Raw genomic sequence first — 15,148 nt, 5'->3', positions numbered from 1 at the left:
AAGGGAACAGGGAACGGGGAACAGAGAGTTGAAGTATCAAGAGCCGGATTTAATTACCTTAAAGTTTTACTACTATCTGCTAGAGTGAATAAAAGTGAAGTCAAAGTGCTTTTATGACAGTTCAGACAACAGCAGGCATTTTATTTCAAAATGCTTACGAAAGTCGTTACACTTGGGACGATAACTTTCCTGGTTACAGCGCAGATGTACAACTGCTACAGGGAAGTGATGTTTACACTGGCAAAATTCAGATTAACCGTGACTTGGATGTAGAAGTTACAGGCGTTGCAGATCACCAAATAGAAGAAGGCATTTATATCCAGTTACAGGAAATAGTTACACACTGCAAACGCACCAATTTTCAGCAGTCTCACAGTCAGCACGAGTTTACTTTAGGACAGACGGATGAAACAGGCTCAGTAACAATTTTAGTCAAGGGTAAATCTATAGATTCCCAGTATAAAATCCGCGATCGCAAAATTTATCAAGAAAATCGAGTCATGGGTCGTATGGCTTTACTCATTGAGACTCTAGACTACTTTGATACTGGTGCTGGTTACATTGCCAATCGCTATGATGTGGTGTTTTGCGACTCTCAAACCAATGAGGTTAGCAGTGTGCTGAAATTTACAGACACTTATGAAAAATTTGACGATTATTACATCATGACGAAGCAAGTGGTAGAAGAGTATGAAAATGGTATTAGTGATGTTTCCTTGAATGCGGCTGATTCCATCACTAATTTTACCTACTCTCATATCCAGCTGCTTTAGTGATCAAAAACAGATAACTAACAATATAGCGACAATTGGATCTAGGATCGATTTAAATCAGCAAAAGCATAAATTTTGGATATTTTGGGTAAAGGATACAATTTCTCAACTCCAAATTTCATCCCAATCGTTAATTTAACAGGTCTACAACTATGGCAACTCTGGAACTGACAACTGAAAACGTGGAAACCGTATTAGATGAATTGCGTCCTTACCTGATGTCTGATGGCGGTAATGTGGAACTCGTAGAACTGGATGGACCGATTGTGAAACTGCGGTTACAAGGTGCTTGCGGTTCTTGTCCCAGTTCAGCAATGACGCTGAGAATGGGTATTGAACGCCGTCTTAAGGAAATGATTCCTGAAATTTCCGAAATCGAACAGGTTATCTAGGGATTGGGGATTGGGGAGATGGCGAAGATGGAGAGGATGGGGAAGTCATTTTTCCAATTACCCATTACCAATTACCCATTACCAATTACCATCATTGATAATTCAAAATTATTACCCAATCCCCCCATTACTTGATCACTCCCTATGTCTCACCCCCTCTATGTCGCTTTTATCTGGCATCAACATCAGCCACTGTATAAGTCTCCTAGCAGCAGTGGTGCGGGTTCTCTTAGCCAGCAGTACCGTCTACCTTGGGTAAGGTTACATGGAACTAAAGATTATCTGGATTTGATATTGCTGTTAGAAAAGTATCCTAAGTTACACCAAACGGTGAATTTAGTACCATCTTTGATTTTACAACTAGAAGATTATATTGCTGGTACTGCTTTTGATCCTTACCTGACAGCCAGCTTGACACCTGTTGAAAAGTTAACCACAGAACAGCGGGAATTTATTGTTGAGCATTTTTTTGATGCGAATCACCACACACTAATTGATCCTCATCCTCGCTATGCCGAATTGTACTGCCAAAGGCAGGAACGGGGACAAGGTTGGTGTTTAGCAAATTGGCAAGCTTCAGATTACAGCGATTTACTGGCTTGGCATAATTTAGCTTGGATTGACCCGCTGTTTTGGGATGATCCGGAAATTGCAGCTTGGTTAGAACAGGGACGAAATTTTACTTTAAGCGATCGCCAACGCATTTATTCTAAACAACGCCAAATCCTCAGCCGCATTATTCCCCAACACCGGAAAATGCAGGAAACGGGGCAACTAGAAGTCACGACAACGCCCTACACGCACCCAATTTTACCCTTGTTAGCGGATACCAATTCCGGTCGGGTAGCAGTGCCAAACATGAACTTACCAGAGGATCGTTTTCAGTGGGCTGAAGATATTCCCCGTCATTTACAAAAATCTTGGGATTTATATCAAGACCGCTTTGGACAAGAACCACGAGGTTTATGGCCTTCTGAACAGTCAGTTAGCCCAGAAATTTTACCGTATATTATTAAACAAGGTTTTAAGTGGATTTGCTCGGATGAAGCCGTTTTGGGTTGGACGCTGAAACACTTTTTCCATCGAGATGGGGCAGGAAATGTCATGCAACCAGAATTGCTTTATCGTCCTTATCGTGTGCAAACTCCCGCTGGTGATGTATCAATAGTATTCCGCGACCATAGATTATCAGATTTGATTGGTTTTACATACAGTTCGATGCCACCAAAACAGGCTACAGCAGACTTAGTGGGACATTTGCAAGCGATCGCTAAAATGCAAAGAGAGAACCCCAGCGAACAGCCCTGGTTAGTTACCATCGCCTTAGATGGTGAAAATTGCTGGGAATTTTATCCTCAAGATGGTAAACCCTTCCTAGAAACCCTATATCAAAGCTTAAGTGACGAACCTCACATCAAACTCGTCACCGTCTCCGAATTCCTAGACAAATTTCCCCCCACAGCCACCATTCCCGGAGAACAACTCCATAGCGGTTCCTGGGTAGATGGTAGCTTCACCACCTGGATAGGTGATCCCGCCAAAAATCGCGCTTGGGACTACCTCACCCACGCCAGACAAGTTCTAGCCAATCACCCCGAAGCCACAGAAGAGAACAACCCCGCTGCTTGGGAAGCCTTATATGCAGCCGAAGGTTCCGACTGGTTTTGGTGGTTTGGTGAAGGACATTCCTCAAATCAAGATGCCATCTTTGACAAGTTATTTCGTGAACATCTCTATGGCATTTATAAAGCCTTAAATGAACCCATCCCAGCCTATTTAACAAAACCATTAGAAGTTCATGCAGCACGGGCAGATCATCGACCAGAAGGCTTTATTCATCCGGTCATTAATGGTCTAGGTGATGAACAAGACTGGGATAAAGCTGGACGCTTAGAAATAGGCGGCGCACGGGGAACAATGCACAACAGCAGCCTCGTTCAGAGACTGTGGTATGGAGTAGATCACCTGAATTTTTATTTGCGGGTAGACTTTAAAAGCGGCATTGCACCAGGAAAAGAACTACCACCAGAATTGAATTTACTCTGGTTTTATCCAGACAGAACAATGGTTAATAGCCCCGTACCCTTGGCAGAAACACCAGATATATCGCCAGTTAATTACCTGTTTCACCATCATCTAGAAATTAATTTACTCACACAATCAATTCAATTCCGAGAAGCAGGAGACAACTATCAATGGCATCCTCGTGTTAGTCGCGCTCAAGCTGCTTTAGATACTTGTTTAGAAATAGCCATACCTTGGGCAGATTTGCAAGTTCCCCCAGATTATCCCCTGCGTCTAATGTTGGTTTTAGCAGATGAAGGTTGTTTTCATAGCTACTTACCGGAAAATACTTTAATTCCCATTGAAGTACCTTAAGAGTAAGCCACAAAATAAATGATCCTGTTTTGTCATGCTGAGTGTAGCAAAGCGAAACGAAGCATCTCGGAGGATTCTTCACTACACTTCGTTCCGTATGGCTAACCCCACACTTCCTGAACAGAATGACATTGGGCATTTCTTTTTGTGGAGTTCTCTAACAGCATTTCAAAGGATGTTTTAAAAGTCTAATTTATTACTTAAATGGGCGATTAGAAAGATGCTTCCAGATCCCGTAAGCTCTATTATATTCGCCGCAAACTTTTCAAAAATCCTCTAAGGTATGCAAATACAAAACACCCCTTTACCAATTTTCTAGACAGGTGAAAAAAGGAAAAGGGGCTGTTGAGTTTTTAAACAGTTAAGATGTAACGATAATTGCTAGAACAAAAAGATGTTTCTATTTATTTTTGTTCCAATTACACATTAAAGTTTACTGTGAGCGCCATCACAAAAAGGAGCATTAGCTGTATATTTACATTGGCATAATGCCACCTTTTTATTCTCAGTTAATTCAAAAACCTGGGGTATAAATTCGCTACCTTTATGACCACCATCACAAAAAGGCTGATTTTGAGATTGTCCACAGGTACACCAGTAATAAGTACCTGCTTCTAGTTCTAAAACCGCAGGTTTTTTATCCGCAATTACAGGTTCGTTCATAGTGTTCTCCTTATTCCTCTAATTACTATTGACTTTAACCTATGTACAACTACTATGAATAGTAGGCACTTCAAAGTACTATACTTACTAAAAAGTAACTATGAAAGCAGAAGCAGAAAATTATAGTGTAAATAGGCTGACTTGTGAAGTGGAAAACACTATCAAGATCATCGGTGGACGTTGGAAGGTATTAATAATTAGAGAATTAATTACAGGAGTAAAAAGATTTGGAGAATTGCAGCGTTCTTTACACGGGATTACCCAAAAGATGCTCACTCAGCAACTTAGAGAATTGGAAGAGGATGGTATTGTACACCGAGAAATCTATGCACAAATCCCCCCTAAGGTAGAATATTCACTCACACCTTTAGGAGAAAGTCTCAAACCAATTCTCTATGCAATGCACGAATGGGCTAGTCAGCATTTATCTCAGATGAATGATCATGAAAATGGTAATTTGTAATTTGTAAAAGTAGAACACAGTAATAATTACCCATTACCCATGACCAAATCATAATTTTATTGTAATAATTCAGGAGTCAGGAGTCAGAATGTTTGATAAAACGGTAGATGATCGGATAGTGATCTTTTCTGTAACCGTTAAAAAGCTGACCGCTGATAGCTGAATACTTACATTTTATTGACTAGTTTGTAGATATTCAATTGCTGCTTCTAATTTTGAAGGGTATGCTTCAGCGAACCTTTCAAACCAAAGTCCTTCGGGTGAAAACGGATCTAATTTAGATAACCACTCTTTTGCTCGCTTTTTCAGAGTTTCTAATTGTTTAGCTTTTAATTGTTCTTGACGACTTTTTTCTTGTTCTAATTCTTGTTTTTGTTTCAATTCTTCCGCAGCATCTTTTTCCAGAAAGTCGGTTTTGACTTCTGATAACAAATTATCTATTAAAGAATTTGACTTTGCTGAAGAATAAATAAAGGGTTTAGGTGGAGTTATTTGTTGCTGCGGTTGTGGTTTTGCTTCTAAATATTCAGCCTGAAGTTCAGCTAATAACTTATCAATGGAATCCATTGCTTTCAGTCCTAATTATGTCTATAACTAGTCATTAATTGCATTTAGTAGTACTTCAGATAAACTCATATCTTCCATATCTTCCATTGTAATTGTGTCACAAATATCAAATTTTGCACCCGCACTTTGCAATTCATCATCTAAGATTTTGAGAAAGCGGGTAGCGTTGGGATCTGCACCAACTTGAATGAAAGAAATAGCTAATTCCTCATCTCGATCTATCTTGCGAGAAGCTTCTATAATTACCTTCATCACCGCTTTACGATCATCTGGTTCTCCATCAGTAACAACTAAAATTGTTTCCCCATTTGACTTGGTTTGATTGCTAGATTTGCGTTGCAAATAATCATCAGTAGCGTGTTTCAATACACCTGCTAAATCAGTAGTACCGGAAGGGTCATTTTCTTGGAAGATTTGCACAACTTTACTAGCTGTGACATTTTCATAACGTTTAAATCGACCAGAAAATAAGTAAACAGTGATTCCATCTGGATCAAACTGCTCACACTTACTAGCTAAAGCTAAAGTAGATTCTTGGGCTGCTACCCATCTAGTTCTTCCACCCTTTTGATCTGGGGTAGCCATGCTACCGCTTTTGTCAATAATTAAAGTGTAATCCCGATTGTCTAGCATTTCTAAATCCTCCCGTTGTGACGCAAAATCTATAAAATCAAATTAGTCATTTATCGCATTTATCAAGACATCGGTGAGACTCATTTCTTCTAATTGTTCTAAAGTAATGGTATCGCAAATATCAAATTTAGCACCAACGGTTTGCAACTTATCATCTAAAGCTTTAAGAAACTTTGTGGCTTGAGGATCTGAGCCTACTTGAATAATTGAAATTCCTAATTCTTTTTCGTGTTCCATTTGGTGTGTGGCATTGATTATGACTTCACAGACTGCTTGCTTATCATCTTGTTTGCCATCAGTGATGATTAAAATTATTTCCCCATTGGGCTTGCTTAGACCAGCAGCTTTGCGGGTAAAGTAGTTGTTAATGGCATCTTGAAGGACACCTACTAAATTTGTCGTATCAGCGGGAATATTTTCTTCAAAAATCTGTGATACTTTAGCCGAAGTCACATGATCAAAACGTTCAAATTTTCGGGAAAATAGATAAACTGTTATACCATCGGGATCAAATTGTTCACATTTACAAGCTAAGGCAAATGTAGATTCCTGTAAGGATAACCATCTGCTTTTGTCACCTTTTTCAGATGGTTTTGCCATACTAGCACTATGGTCGATGATTAGTGTGTAATCCCGATTTTCTAACATTTATAATTCTCCCGTTTTCATCAGTAGTTATATTTGATATTTTGGAAGCGATTTATCCAAAATAAGTTTTAGAGGTTATGGTCAGAAAAGATGACTATGAATTAGTCTGTGATGGCATTCATCAAGACATCTGCAAGGCTCATATCTTCTAACTCATCTAAAGTTACGGTGTCGCAAATATCAAATTTAGCGCCAACGCTTTGCAATTGATCATCTAAAGCTTTGAGAAATTTCGTAGCTTGAGGATCTGTCCCTACTTGAATAATGGAAATTCCTAATTCTTCGTCCCGTTCCATTTTTCGAGTTGCGTTAATGATGACTTCAAATACCGCTTTGCGATCATCTGGTTCACCATCGGTAATGACTAAAATTGTTTCCCCATTTGGTTTAGTTTGTCCAGCGGTTTTGCGCTGAAAGTAATTATCGAGTGCATTCATTAGCACAGCGGCTAAGTTAGTTGTACCAGCAGGGTCATTTTCCTGAAATATCTGTGCTACTTTGGCTGAGGTAACGTTTTCGTAACGTTTAAATCTGCCGGAAAAGACGTAAACTGTGAGTCCATCGGGGTCGAATTGTTCGGCTTTTCTAGCCAAAGCGAGGGTAGACTCTTGGGCTATTTCCCATCTGCTTCTACCACCTGCTTGGTCAGGAGTGGACATACTACCACTTTTATCAATAATTAATGTATAGTCGCGATCGCTCATCATAAATCCCTCTCATGATTTTTCTGCTCTTATTTTAACTCTTAGGTAATAACACCGTATCTGTGTAAAGACGCATTGTAATAATGATTTAAGTAATTGAAACCTCGATAAAATCGGTTTATGCGGTAAAATCGCTAGATAACTGAATATTTAAGTTGTTGATTATCGCTAATCCCCATAATCTGCTTTCCAATGAATGCATCGGGATCACCTCCCGTAAGCATGAGGAAATATCCAGCTTTCACGTTTATTCGATCTGATCGAATGACTGAATCAAATCAGGAGAACAACTATGACTATTACCAATGTCACAGAAGCCACATTCAAGCAAGAAGTGTTGGAGAGTGAGACTCCAGTTTTAGTTGATTTTTGGGCCCCTTGGTGTGGCCCTTGTCGAATGTTGGCAAACGTTGTTGATGAAGTTGCTGCTGAATATGAAGGACAGGTAAAAGTGGTGAAACTGAACACAGACCAGAACCCCACTGTTGCCAGTCATTATGGTATTCGTAGCATTCCCACCTTAATGGTATTTAAGGGGGGGCGGCAAGTCGATACTGTTGTTGGTGCAGTACCAAAAACTACTTTAGCTAAGACTCTATCACAGTATATTCCCTCTTAGTCATACCTTAGTAGTAATCAGGGTAAATATTACTAGATATCTCAGCCGTTGATCCAGGTTAAATCATCTATGGGAATCTCCGTCAAATCTGAGGGCAAGATAAGGCAACGGCTGTAATTAGTGCTTTCGATAGGCAGTACCTAATGCTTTTGGGGGTGTAGATTTACCTGCCAATCCTGCTAATGCCAAAATAGCGATCGCATAAGGTAACATTAATAAAAATTGATAAGGAATATTTACACCCAAAGCTTGTATGCGTAACTGCAAAGCTTCGGTTGCACCAAATAACAAGCAAGCTAAAGCGCTACCTAAAGGATGCCATCTACCAAATATTAAAGCCGCAATGGCAATAAATCCTTTACCAGCACTCATTCCCTCAGCAAAAAATCTTACCGCTACTAAAGAAAGATAAGCTCCTCCTAAACTGGCAAGACAGCCACTAATAATTACAGCACAGTAACGCACCTGTTGTACTGATATACCAGATGTATCTGCTGCTTGGGGATATTCTCCCACAGCCCTGAGGGTTAAACCGAAGTTGGTATGAAACAATATATATGTAGTTACAGCAATTAATAAAAATAGTAAATAAACTAAAATATCTTGCTGAAATAAAAGATTGCCAATGAGAGGAATATTAGCCAAACCGGGAACAATAATAACTGTAATTTCTGGTAATCTTTGAATACTATTACCTGGAAATACTAACCGCGCTAAAAATGATGTTATTCCTGATGCAACAAGATTAATAGCTAAACCAGAAACTAACTGATTAACGCGCAAAGTCACACATAAAAAAGCGTGAAGTAACCCCACCAAGCCACCAACAAATAAGGCAGCTAGTAATCCCAATGTCGGATTTTTTGTATAAAAAGTCGCTACAGCAGCAATAAAAGCACCGCTGAGTAACATTCCTTCTAAAGCAATATTTAAAACTCCTGACCGTTCAGAATATAATCCTCCCAAGGCAGCATAAGCTAGGGGTACAGTTAAACGGAAACTCGCAACCAAGTAATCAGAAAAGAAGTTAAAGTTATCCATTCTCTGTTTTTTAACCTCTGCTTTTTTTGGTAAATTAAATAGACCTCTTGCAAATATTCTGAATCTAGAATTTTTAGTTGTATAACCAAAGCAAAAAAATCTTTAGTTCCTAAATCTTTTTCATCAAAATAAATTCAGTGTTGTCTTTTTCGGTCTTTACTAGTAGTAGTGATACTGATCACACGGTTTTTTAGGTGTGAATCACTAAGCAATCTAGTTAAAATCACTGGCTATCACCTACTAATATCAGCATTAAACTTACTTAAAATCACAACTTTATCGTATCTCCATCACTATCTAATTCATAAAAATAGCCGACTATGATTTATATAAACTAGTGGGGAAACATAGTTATGCAGTTGATTAATCGTATTTTTACCCAGCATTCTACACAAGCATCTACTCCTGCAAGTCAAACCAGCGTCCAAAGCAATAATATCTACACATTGGAAGATTTGATTCAAACTCTAGAAGAAGCAGCTAACTATTTGGCAGCTTTTTCTTAGAGGCAAGGTTAATATGAGGTTGATTTAACTAAACTGTTGAGCATAATACCGCGCATATCTTCCTTCTAAAGCTAACAATTCTTCATGATTTCCCGATTCCACTATTTGTCCTTTTTCTAAAACCAAAATGCGATCGCACTTCCGCACTGTCGATAACCTGTGAGCGATAATTAGCACTGTGCGGTTTTTCATCAATCTTTCTAAAGCCTCCTGTACCAAAGCTTCTGATTCTGAATCTAACGCAGATGTCGCTTCATCTAATATTAAAATCTGCGGATTTAACAGCACAGCACGAGCGATCGCAATTCTCTGTCTTTGTCCACCAGATAAATTCACACCACGCTCACCTACCCATGTATTATAACCCTCTGGTAGTTGCTGAATAAATTGATGAGCATTAGCAATTTTTGCTGCATCTTCAACTGTGCTAAGGTCATAAACTTTTTGTCCAAAAGCGATATTTTGGGCAATTGTTCCCGAAAACATGATAGTTTCTTGGGGAACTATGCCAATTTGTTTCCTGAGACTATTTAAAGTCACATCACGAATATTTACACCATCTATAAAAATTGTCCCCACTTCAGGATCATAGAAACGGGGCAAAAGATTGACAAAAGTAGTTTTACCAGCACCAGAAGCACCTACAAGTGCGATCGCTTGACCGGGCTTTACTAATAAACTAATATTATTTAATACAGGTTCACCAGCTTTATAAGCAAACGTCACATCACGATATTCAACTTTGCCAATTACTGCTGGCAGCTTAATTGCATTTGGCTTTTCTAATACCGTCGGTTGAATTGCTAACAACTCAAATACTCGGTCAACTGAAGCCTCGCCTTGTTTAAATTCGTTATAGTTATTAGTAGTATGTCCGATAGGATCAATTAACAAAGCTGCTGCTGCTAAATAACTGAAAAAAGCTCCTACCGTTAAATTATTTTGAGAAATTTGCCACGTTCCCACCATTAGTAAAGATAAAGCACTCAAAGCTTCCAAAAATCCCACAATGGGAATTTGAATTGCTTTTAATTTTTCTGCTGAATATTTAGCTTTTAAACTGCGTTCCGCTTCATGGCTAAATCTCGCAATTTCATAGTTTTCCGCTGCAAAAGCTTGAATTAACCGAATACCACTGAATACTTCTGTGAGAATAGCAGATAAATCCGAAACTCGATTTTGACTTCTGAGAGAATATTTCCGTAAACGTTCCCCAAACCAACCAATTAAAACTCCCATAATTGGAGCAACAATCACTGTAGCCAAAGTGAGTTGCCAATTCAAGTAAATCATGTAAATGGGAATTGCTAACAACTGCAAAACGCAAGGTGCAAAATCATGAAAAAGCTTGTTGATAACTTCCCCAACCCTGTCAACATCTTCGGTGAGACGGTAAGATAAATCACCAGCTTTTGCAGTTTCAAAATAGCTGAGATTGAGCTTTTGTAAGTGTGTGTAAACTTGTTGACGGAGGTGAAAAGCAATTCTTAAAGCTGCGCGTGCCATGTATAAATCTTGCATGGACTGAAAAAAACCACGCACGAGAAATACTAATGCACAGACTCCTGCTAATTGAGCGATCGCTACTACATTACCCTGTCCAAAGGGAACTGCCAATTTACCCGCTATATTAATCAGCGTTAACGTAGCCAATACATATCCTAGAATACCCACAAATCCCTTAGCGACGGTTTCCCATTGGGTGCGGATATAGGGTAGCAGTAACCAATAATTAGAACGTGTTTTCAAGTCGTAACTTCCAAAAAAATATTTTCCTTGTTTGAAGTTACCATATCAGGAGTCAGGAGTCAGGAGTCAGGAGAACAGGAGTCAGGAGTCAGGGTAATAAGAGTAATTACTAATTAATCAACGGTGTATTCTTGTTCTAATCCGCTTCCTTCTCTCACTTCCCACCGCAGCAATCTTGGTAACTGTGTTACATCCAAGGCATAGTTTAAAGTCCACAACACAATCTCAAAAACTAATAAGTTACGTACCCACAGTAAATCAGTTTCTGAACCCAAAAGATTTAAACCTTCATACAACTGCCAAATCCGATAAGGCAAATATATGTAAGGAACCATTACCCAAACTACGGTTTGAAAACGTCTGAGTGTGAGGATTTCTGAAAGTATTTGCAACCCTAGCATCACAAAATACCCAGCGAGTACGGTTAAAACTAAAGTATATCCCCAGAGAACACCCCACAACAGCATAACTATGAGTGGTAAGACTATTCCCCCCAGTTGCACTGTACCAAACCAGATTTTAAACCATCCTGGCAAAGGTTCCGGCAGGGTGTAAGGTTTTGCGTGTTTCCACGCAGCATCTACAATGACAAAAAAAGATGTAGCTACTAGGAAAAAAAAGAGATTTTCCAGGAATAAATCAAGATTAATGTTGGAAGTCATGAGAAAATTATCAACTGCTGCGGTTATGGGTTCATTCTCCTGGAGTATGATTTTACCGTCCCAACCAAGTTTTGATCACATCTAACAAACTAGAACCACCCCACATCAAAGCAAACAGAATTGAGGTAGTTAAAATTGCTCCCATCACACATAGAACTAAACCACCTAAACTAATAGCACCGTCATCTTCTGATAAACCAAAAGCTGTCACGAAAATGCCCATTGCTGGTAGAGTGTTGGTTCCAGGGATGGGAATCATCATTGAAATAGCCATGAGAGCGATCGCACTACCAATGGTTATTCTACCTGGTAACGTGGTACAAACATAGGATAGACGTGGACGTGCGATCGCTTCAATCCTACGCAACCAAGGCAGTCCCGCTTTGAGAAAACCCTGAACAGTAGATAGTTGCAGAGGATGATTAAACATCTTCGGAGGTAGCCAAGGAGTTTTCGCACCTGCAATTAATTGTATAGCTAACAGAAAAATCAGCACACCAAAAGGAGTTGAATAACCAGGTGCAGGAACTGGTAAAGCTGAAGGTAGAGACAAAATCACCAGCAAGAAACCAAAAATTCTTTCTTTAGCTAGTAACAAAATATCTGCCAAAGTTACTTTTTCAGGTCTTTCTTCTTCAAAAAAATAGCGTTGTAATTCGTTAGAAAGTTTAGCCATATATTGTTAGAATTTTTTAAACTCCAGTAGTAAATTATCACCAGCAAGAAAAAACTAATCAGTAAGCCAGATTCAGCCAAAATAATTCTCCATAAACCAACGCAACCCAGTCATTGAATTGATTATGGGAAATTAAGATCCTTCAAATCTAACCTAATCAAGAAGTTGCACTCAACATCTTAACGTTCAAAATTTTCAGAAAATAAAAAATAATATTAAAATTATATGAAGTTATTTTAGAATCTACTAGCTATCAGTTTATACGAACAAGATGCAAAGATATTTGAAAGTACTACGGTTATTTTGGACTACTGCTATTGCCGCAGAGATGGAATATCGCATTAATTTTATCTTAGCCGCCCTCACCAGCATAGGCAATCTAGCAGGTAGCTTATTTGGGCTATTCTTATTTTACCGCCAAGGCTATACTTTTACTGGCTGGTCATGGGATGCAGCCTTAATAGTTTTAGGAATTTTCACCTTATTACAAGGTTTTTCTGCCACTCTCCTAGCTCCCAACTTAAACCGCATTGTTCGTCATGTCCAGGAAGGTACATTAGACTTTGTATTATTAAAACCTATCCGCAGTCAGTTTTGGCTTTCTACTCACACCCTATCACCGTGGGGATTACCAGATTTAATTTTTGGCTGTGTCATTATTGGCTACGCAGGTAAAAATCTGGGTTTAGGAATCGACAAATATTTACTCAGCATATTACCTTTATGTTGCAGCTTAGTGATTCTTTATAGTTTGTGGTTCATGTTGGGATCTACCACAATTTGGTTTGTCAAAATATACAATGTGACTGAAGTATTACGAGGTTTATTAGAAGCTGGCAGATATCCAATTATAGCCTATCCGGCAGCTTATCGCGTTTTCTTCACCTTTGTAGTTCCAGTCGCATTTTTAACCACAGTTCCTGCTCAAGTAATGTTAGGTGAAAGTCAATTGATTTGGTTATTTGGTGCAGTAATATTAGCGGTGACGTTATTTTCAATTTCTACTTGGTTTTGGCGGTTTGCATTACGGTTTTATACTAGCGCTTCAAGTTAGTTACAAATTAGTTAAATGTTGGGTTTCCTTGCGTCAACCCAACCTACATTGAAGCTACATTACAACATATCTGGATTTTCACCCAGTTCTCTTAATCTAGCAGCCAATTTAGCTGCTTGTGATTTAGCTGCTTCTTCTGGTAACAAAACTAGATTTCCAGCAACATCATAAAACCGCACCCAAATCGCACTTTCTCTATCTATAGTTCCTTCCCAAGTTCCTAACCAAAACCCCAAACGTCTGCACCATAACCAACCATTTTCATTGGGAGTCAAAGGTTGATATTCTTGATTATCATCTAAATGCCATCCTTGTAAAGAATTAGGGTCAAATGGGTCGTAGACAAAATAATCTGAGGTGTGGAAAGTTTGTTCATAAAGGTCTTTTTTAATTCCCTTATCTATTCCTGCTGTAGACGGTGACATTAATTCCACAATCACATCAGGATAGCGACCATCTTCTTCCCAAACTACCCAACCTTGTCTAGAATTTGTACCATCAACGTTGAGAACTGCAAAGAAATCGGGACCTCGAAAATCACGATTCCGAATCTGGTTACTGCTGTAATAAATAAACATATTGCCACCAGTAAAATAATCATTGCGATCGCACCAAGCTTGCTGCAATGACCGAATCAAGACATTCATTGCAATACGATGTCGATTTGATTCCAAGGGTTCACCATCATCAAATATTAAATCTGTAGGTGGGTTATGGGATTCCCAGTCCACAATGGCTAGATTGTTTTCGGTAGTCATGAGCAATTCTCACCTTTTTCATCAAGCCGTAAATCTTAATCATAATCTGTCAGGAGCTTCCTAAAAGTCTTTGACCATAGCAATAGTTGCGTAAAAGTTAGAAATATTTCCGATTTTATACAGTAAAATTACATAAATGCCATAGTATAGTCAACAAGGTAACAAACTTCTAAGGTGCAAGATGAGTTCAGAATCTAATGTTAAACTCCAAATCACTCTTTCCAATCCAGATTTAGATGCAGATGAGCAAGAACGACAAGAACAAGAAACGCGAAATTTGCTCAGAGAAATCAGAGATTTGGATGTGGAAAGTGCTGAACTCGTAGTAGCTACAGAAATACCCGAAAGAGCGAAATCTGTTGGTGGTTTTTTAGTCGGGGTTTTGCAAGCTGAGGTAACTATTAGTAATTGTAAGAAATTGTTGGGATTTTTGGGCGATCGCTTGGGTAACAAAACTATTGAATTGGAAGTCGAAGCTAACGGTAAAAAGCTGAAAGTAAAAGCCAGCAGTCAGGAAGAATTAACCGCTGTCATTGAACAAGCGCAAAGGTTTATCGCAGGTAACTAAGAAATTTCAGCATTAAGGAAGAATAACAAGATGGCGAAAGTAGCACTGCTAATAGGAGTTAGTGAGTATGAACCTGGACTGAACCCATTACCAGCAGCGACAAAAGATGTCGAAGCCATGCAGAAAGTTTTGGAAAACCCAGAAATTGGCGGGTTTGATGAGGTTAAAGTGCTGGTAAATCCTCAACAATCGGAAATAGCGGTAGCCATAGAAACTTTGTAGCTTAGATATCATCGAGAAGTTGAGCATTGGCTAAAGTGTGGTAATGGTGAGATTTCTTTTACTGGTCGCAC

Annotated in this window: 19 protein-coding genes; 9 read left to right on the top strand and 10 right to left on the bottom strand. The window is 38.9% G+C overall.

All coding sequences use genetic code 11. The features are described from left to right. Positions 1 to 113 precede the first annotated feature (113 nt). The 3 genes from ACSQ6I_RS25535 to ACSQ6I_RS25525 all read left to right on the top strand — a co-directional run bounded on the left by ACSQ6I_RS25535 (position 114) and on the right by ACSQ6I_RS25525 (position 3,544). Complete coding sequence (locus ACSQ6I_RS25535) at positions 114 to 773, top strand: DUF3386 domain-containing protein (protein ID WP_438893034.1); 660 nt, start codon at positions 114 to 116, stop codon at positions 771 to 773. A 161-nt stretch (positions 774 to 934) separates the two neighbouring features. Continuing rightward, entirely contained in the window at positions 935 to 1,165 is a 231-nt protein-coding gene (locus tag ACSQ6I_RS25530; RefSeq protein ID WP_042466033.1) for a NifU family protein, read from the top strand. A 144-nt stretch (positions 1,166 to 1,309) separates the two neighbouring features. Beyond that, a complete protein-coding gene (locus ACSQ6I_RS25525; RefSeq protein ID WP_438893033.1) occupies positions 1,310 to 3,544 on the top strand; it encodes a glycoside hydrolase in 2,235 nt (744 codons plus the stop codon). A 426-nt stretch (positions 3,545 to 3,970) separates the two neighbouring features. Here the strand turns inward: ACSQ6I_RS25525 and ACSQ6I_RS25520 are convergent, their stop codons facing one another. Next, the gene (locus ACSQ6I_RS25520; protein ID WP_438893032.1) at positions 3,971 to 4,207 is read right to left on the bottom strand and encodes a CDGSH iron-sulfur domain-containing protein; all 237 of its coding nucleotides are present in this window, start codon (positions 4,205 to 4,207) and stop codon (positions 3,971 to 3,973) included. A 100-nt stretch (positions 4,208 to 4,307) separates the two neighbouring features. Between ACSQ6I_RS25520 and ACSQ6I_RS25515 the strand changes: the two genes are divergently transcribed. Then, positions 4,308 to 4,670: a winged helix-turn-helix transcriptional regulator gene (locus tag ACSQ6I_RS25515; RefSeq protein WP_438893031.1), complete on the top strand. Its 363-nt coding sequence runs from the start codon at positions 4,308 to 4,310 to the stop codon at positions 4,668 to 4,670. A gap of 174 nt (positions 4,671 to 4,844) precedes the next feature. Here ACSQ6I_RS25515 and ACSQ6I_RS25510 read toward each other — a convergent pair whose 3' ends face one another. From ACSQ6I_RS25510 to ACSQ6I_RS25495, 4 genes are all read right to left on the bottom strand, one after another. Beyond that, positions 4,845 to 5,237 carry a salt stress protein, Slr1339 family gene (locus tag ACSQ6I_RS25510; RefSeq protein WP_438893030.1) on the bottom strand — a complete coding sequence of 131 codons (393 nt, stop codon included), beginning with the start codon at positions 5,235 to 5,237 and terminating at the stop codon, positions 4,845 to 4,847. 27 nt (positions 5,238 to 5,264) lie between these two features. Beyond that, the gene (locus ACSQ6I_RS25505) at positions 5,265 to 5,870 is read right to left on the bottom strand and encodes a vWA domain-containing protein (protein WP_438893029.1); all 606 of its coding nucleotides are present in this window, start codon (positions 5,868 to 5,870) and stop codon (positions 5,265 to 5,267) included. Between the two features lie 42 nt (positions 5,871 to 5,912). Then, positions 5,913 to 6,518, bottom strand: coding sequence for a vWA domain-containing protein (locus ACSQ6I_RS25500; RefSeq protein WP_438893028.1), 606 nt, complete (start codon positions 6,516 to 6,518; stop codon positions 5,913 to 5,915). A gap of 101 nt (positions 6,519 to 6,619) precedes the next feature. Next, the gene (locus ACSQ6I_RS25495; RefSeq protein WP_438893027.1) at positions 6,620 to 7,225 is read right to left on the bottom strand and encodes a vWA domain-containing protein; all 606 of its coding nucleotides are present in this window, start codon (positions 7,223 to 7,225) and stop codon (positions 6,620 to 6,622) included. A gap of 289 nt (positions 7,226 to 7,514) precedes the next feature. On the opposite strand from ACSQ6I_RS25495, the gene trxA reads away from it, so the two are divergent. Beyond that, on the top strand, positions 7,515 to 7,841 hold the full coding sequence (trxA, locus tag ACSQ6I_RS25490) for a thioredoxin (RefSeq protein ID WP_438893026.1): 327 nt from the start codon (positions 7,515 to 7,517) through the stop codon (positions 7,839 to 7,841). 117 nt (positions 7,842 to 7,958) lie between these two features. On the opposite strand, the gene ACSQ6I_RS25485 is transcribed toward trxA, so the two are convergent. Next, positions 7,959 to 8,882 (bottom strand): ABC transporter permease, encoded by a 924-nt coding sequence (locus ACSQ6I_RS25485; RefSeq protein ID WP_438893025.1) that lies wholly within the window; start codon positions 8,880 to 8,882, stop codon positions 7,959 to 7,961. A gap of 353 nt (positions 8,883 to 9,235) precedes the next feature. On the opposite strand from ACSQ6I_RS25485, the gene ACSQ6I_RS25480 reads away from it, so the two are divergent. Then, positions 9,236 to 9,388, top strand: a complete 153-nt coding sequence (locus tag ACSQ6I_RS25480; RefSeq protein WP_438893024.1) for a serine dehydratase — start codon at positions 9,236 to 9,238, stop codon at positions 9,386 to 9,388. A 24-nt stretch (positions 9,389 to 9,412) separates the two neighbouring features. On the opposite strand, the gene ACSQ6I_RS25475 is transcribed toward ACSQ6I_RS25480, so the two are convergent. From ACSQ6I_RS25475 to ACSQ6I_RS25465, 3 genes are all read right to left on the bottom strand, one after another. Further along, a complete protein-coding gene (locus tag ACSQ6I_RS25475) occupies positions 9,413 to 11,137 on the bottom strand; it encodes an ABC transporter ATP-binding protein (protein ID WP_438893023.1) in 1,725 nt (574 codons plus the stop codon). A 113-nt stretch (positions 11,138 to 11,250) separates the two neighbouring features. Beyond that, on the bottom strand, positions 11,251 to 11,799 hold the full coding sequence (locus tag ACSQ6I_RS25470; RefSeq protein WP_438893022.1) for a hypothetical protein: 549 nt from the start codon (positions 11,797 to 11,799) through the stop codon (positions 11,251 to 11,253). Between the two features lie 52 nt (positions 11,800 to 11,851). Beyond that, the gene (locus tag ACSQ6I_RS25465) at positions 11,852 to 12,475 is read right to left on the bottom strand and encodes an exopolysaccharide biosynthesis protein (RefSeq protein ID WP_438893021.1); all 624 of its coding nucleotides are present in this window, start codon (positions 12,473 to 12,475) and stop codon (positions 11,852 to 11,854) included. Between the two features lie 271 nt (positions 12,476 to 12,746). On the opposite strand from ACSQ6I_RS25465, the gene ACSQ6I_RS25460 reads away from it, so the two are divergent. Further along, a complete protein-coding gene (locus tag ACSQ6I_RS25460; RefSeq protein ID WP_438893020.1) occupies positions 12,747 to 13,529 on the top strand; it encodes an ABC transporter permease in 783 nt (260 codons plus the stop codon). A 59-nt stretch (positions 13,530 to 13,588) separates the two neighbouring features. Here the strand turns inward: ACSQ6I_RS25460 and ACSQ6I_RS25455 are convergent, their stop codons facing one another. Further along, a complete protein-coding gene (locus ACSQ6I_RS25455; RefSeq protein WP_438893019.1) occupies positions 13,589 to 14,287 on the bottom strand; it encodes a Uma2 family endonuclease in 699 nt (232 codons plus the stop codon). A gap of 181 nt (positions 14,288 to 14,468) precedes the next feature. Between ACSQ6I_RS25455 and ACSQ6I_RS25450 the strand changes: the two genes are divergently transcribed. Next, positions 14,469 to 14,855 carry a hypothetical protein gene (locus ACSQ6I_RS25450; RefSeq protein WP_438893018.1) on the top strand — a complete coding sequence of 129 codons (387 nt, stop codon included), beginning with the start codon at positions 14,469 to 14,471 and terminating at the stop codon, positions 14,853 to 14,855. A gap of 30 nt (positions 14,856 to 14,885) precedes the next feature. After that, positions 14,886 to 15,077, top strand: coding sequence for a caspase family protein (locus ACSQ6I_RS25445; RefSeq protein WP_438893017.1), 192 nt, complete (start codon positions 14,886 to 14,888; stop codon positions 15,075 to 15,077). Positions 15,078 to 15,148 lie beyond the last annotated feature (71 nt).

The organism is Anabaena sp. WFMT, assembly GCF_051781005.1.
GTDB lineage: Bacteria > Cyanobacteriota > Cyanobacteriia > Cyanobacteriales > Nostocaceae > Anabaena.
The sequence above is the reverse complement of the archived record's forward strand: the minus strand, read 5'-3'. Positions and strand labels throughout refer to the sequence as shown.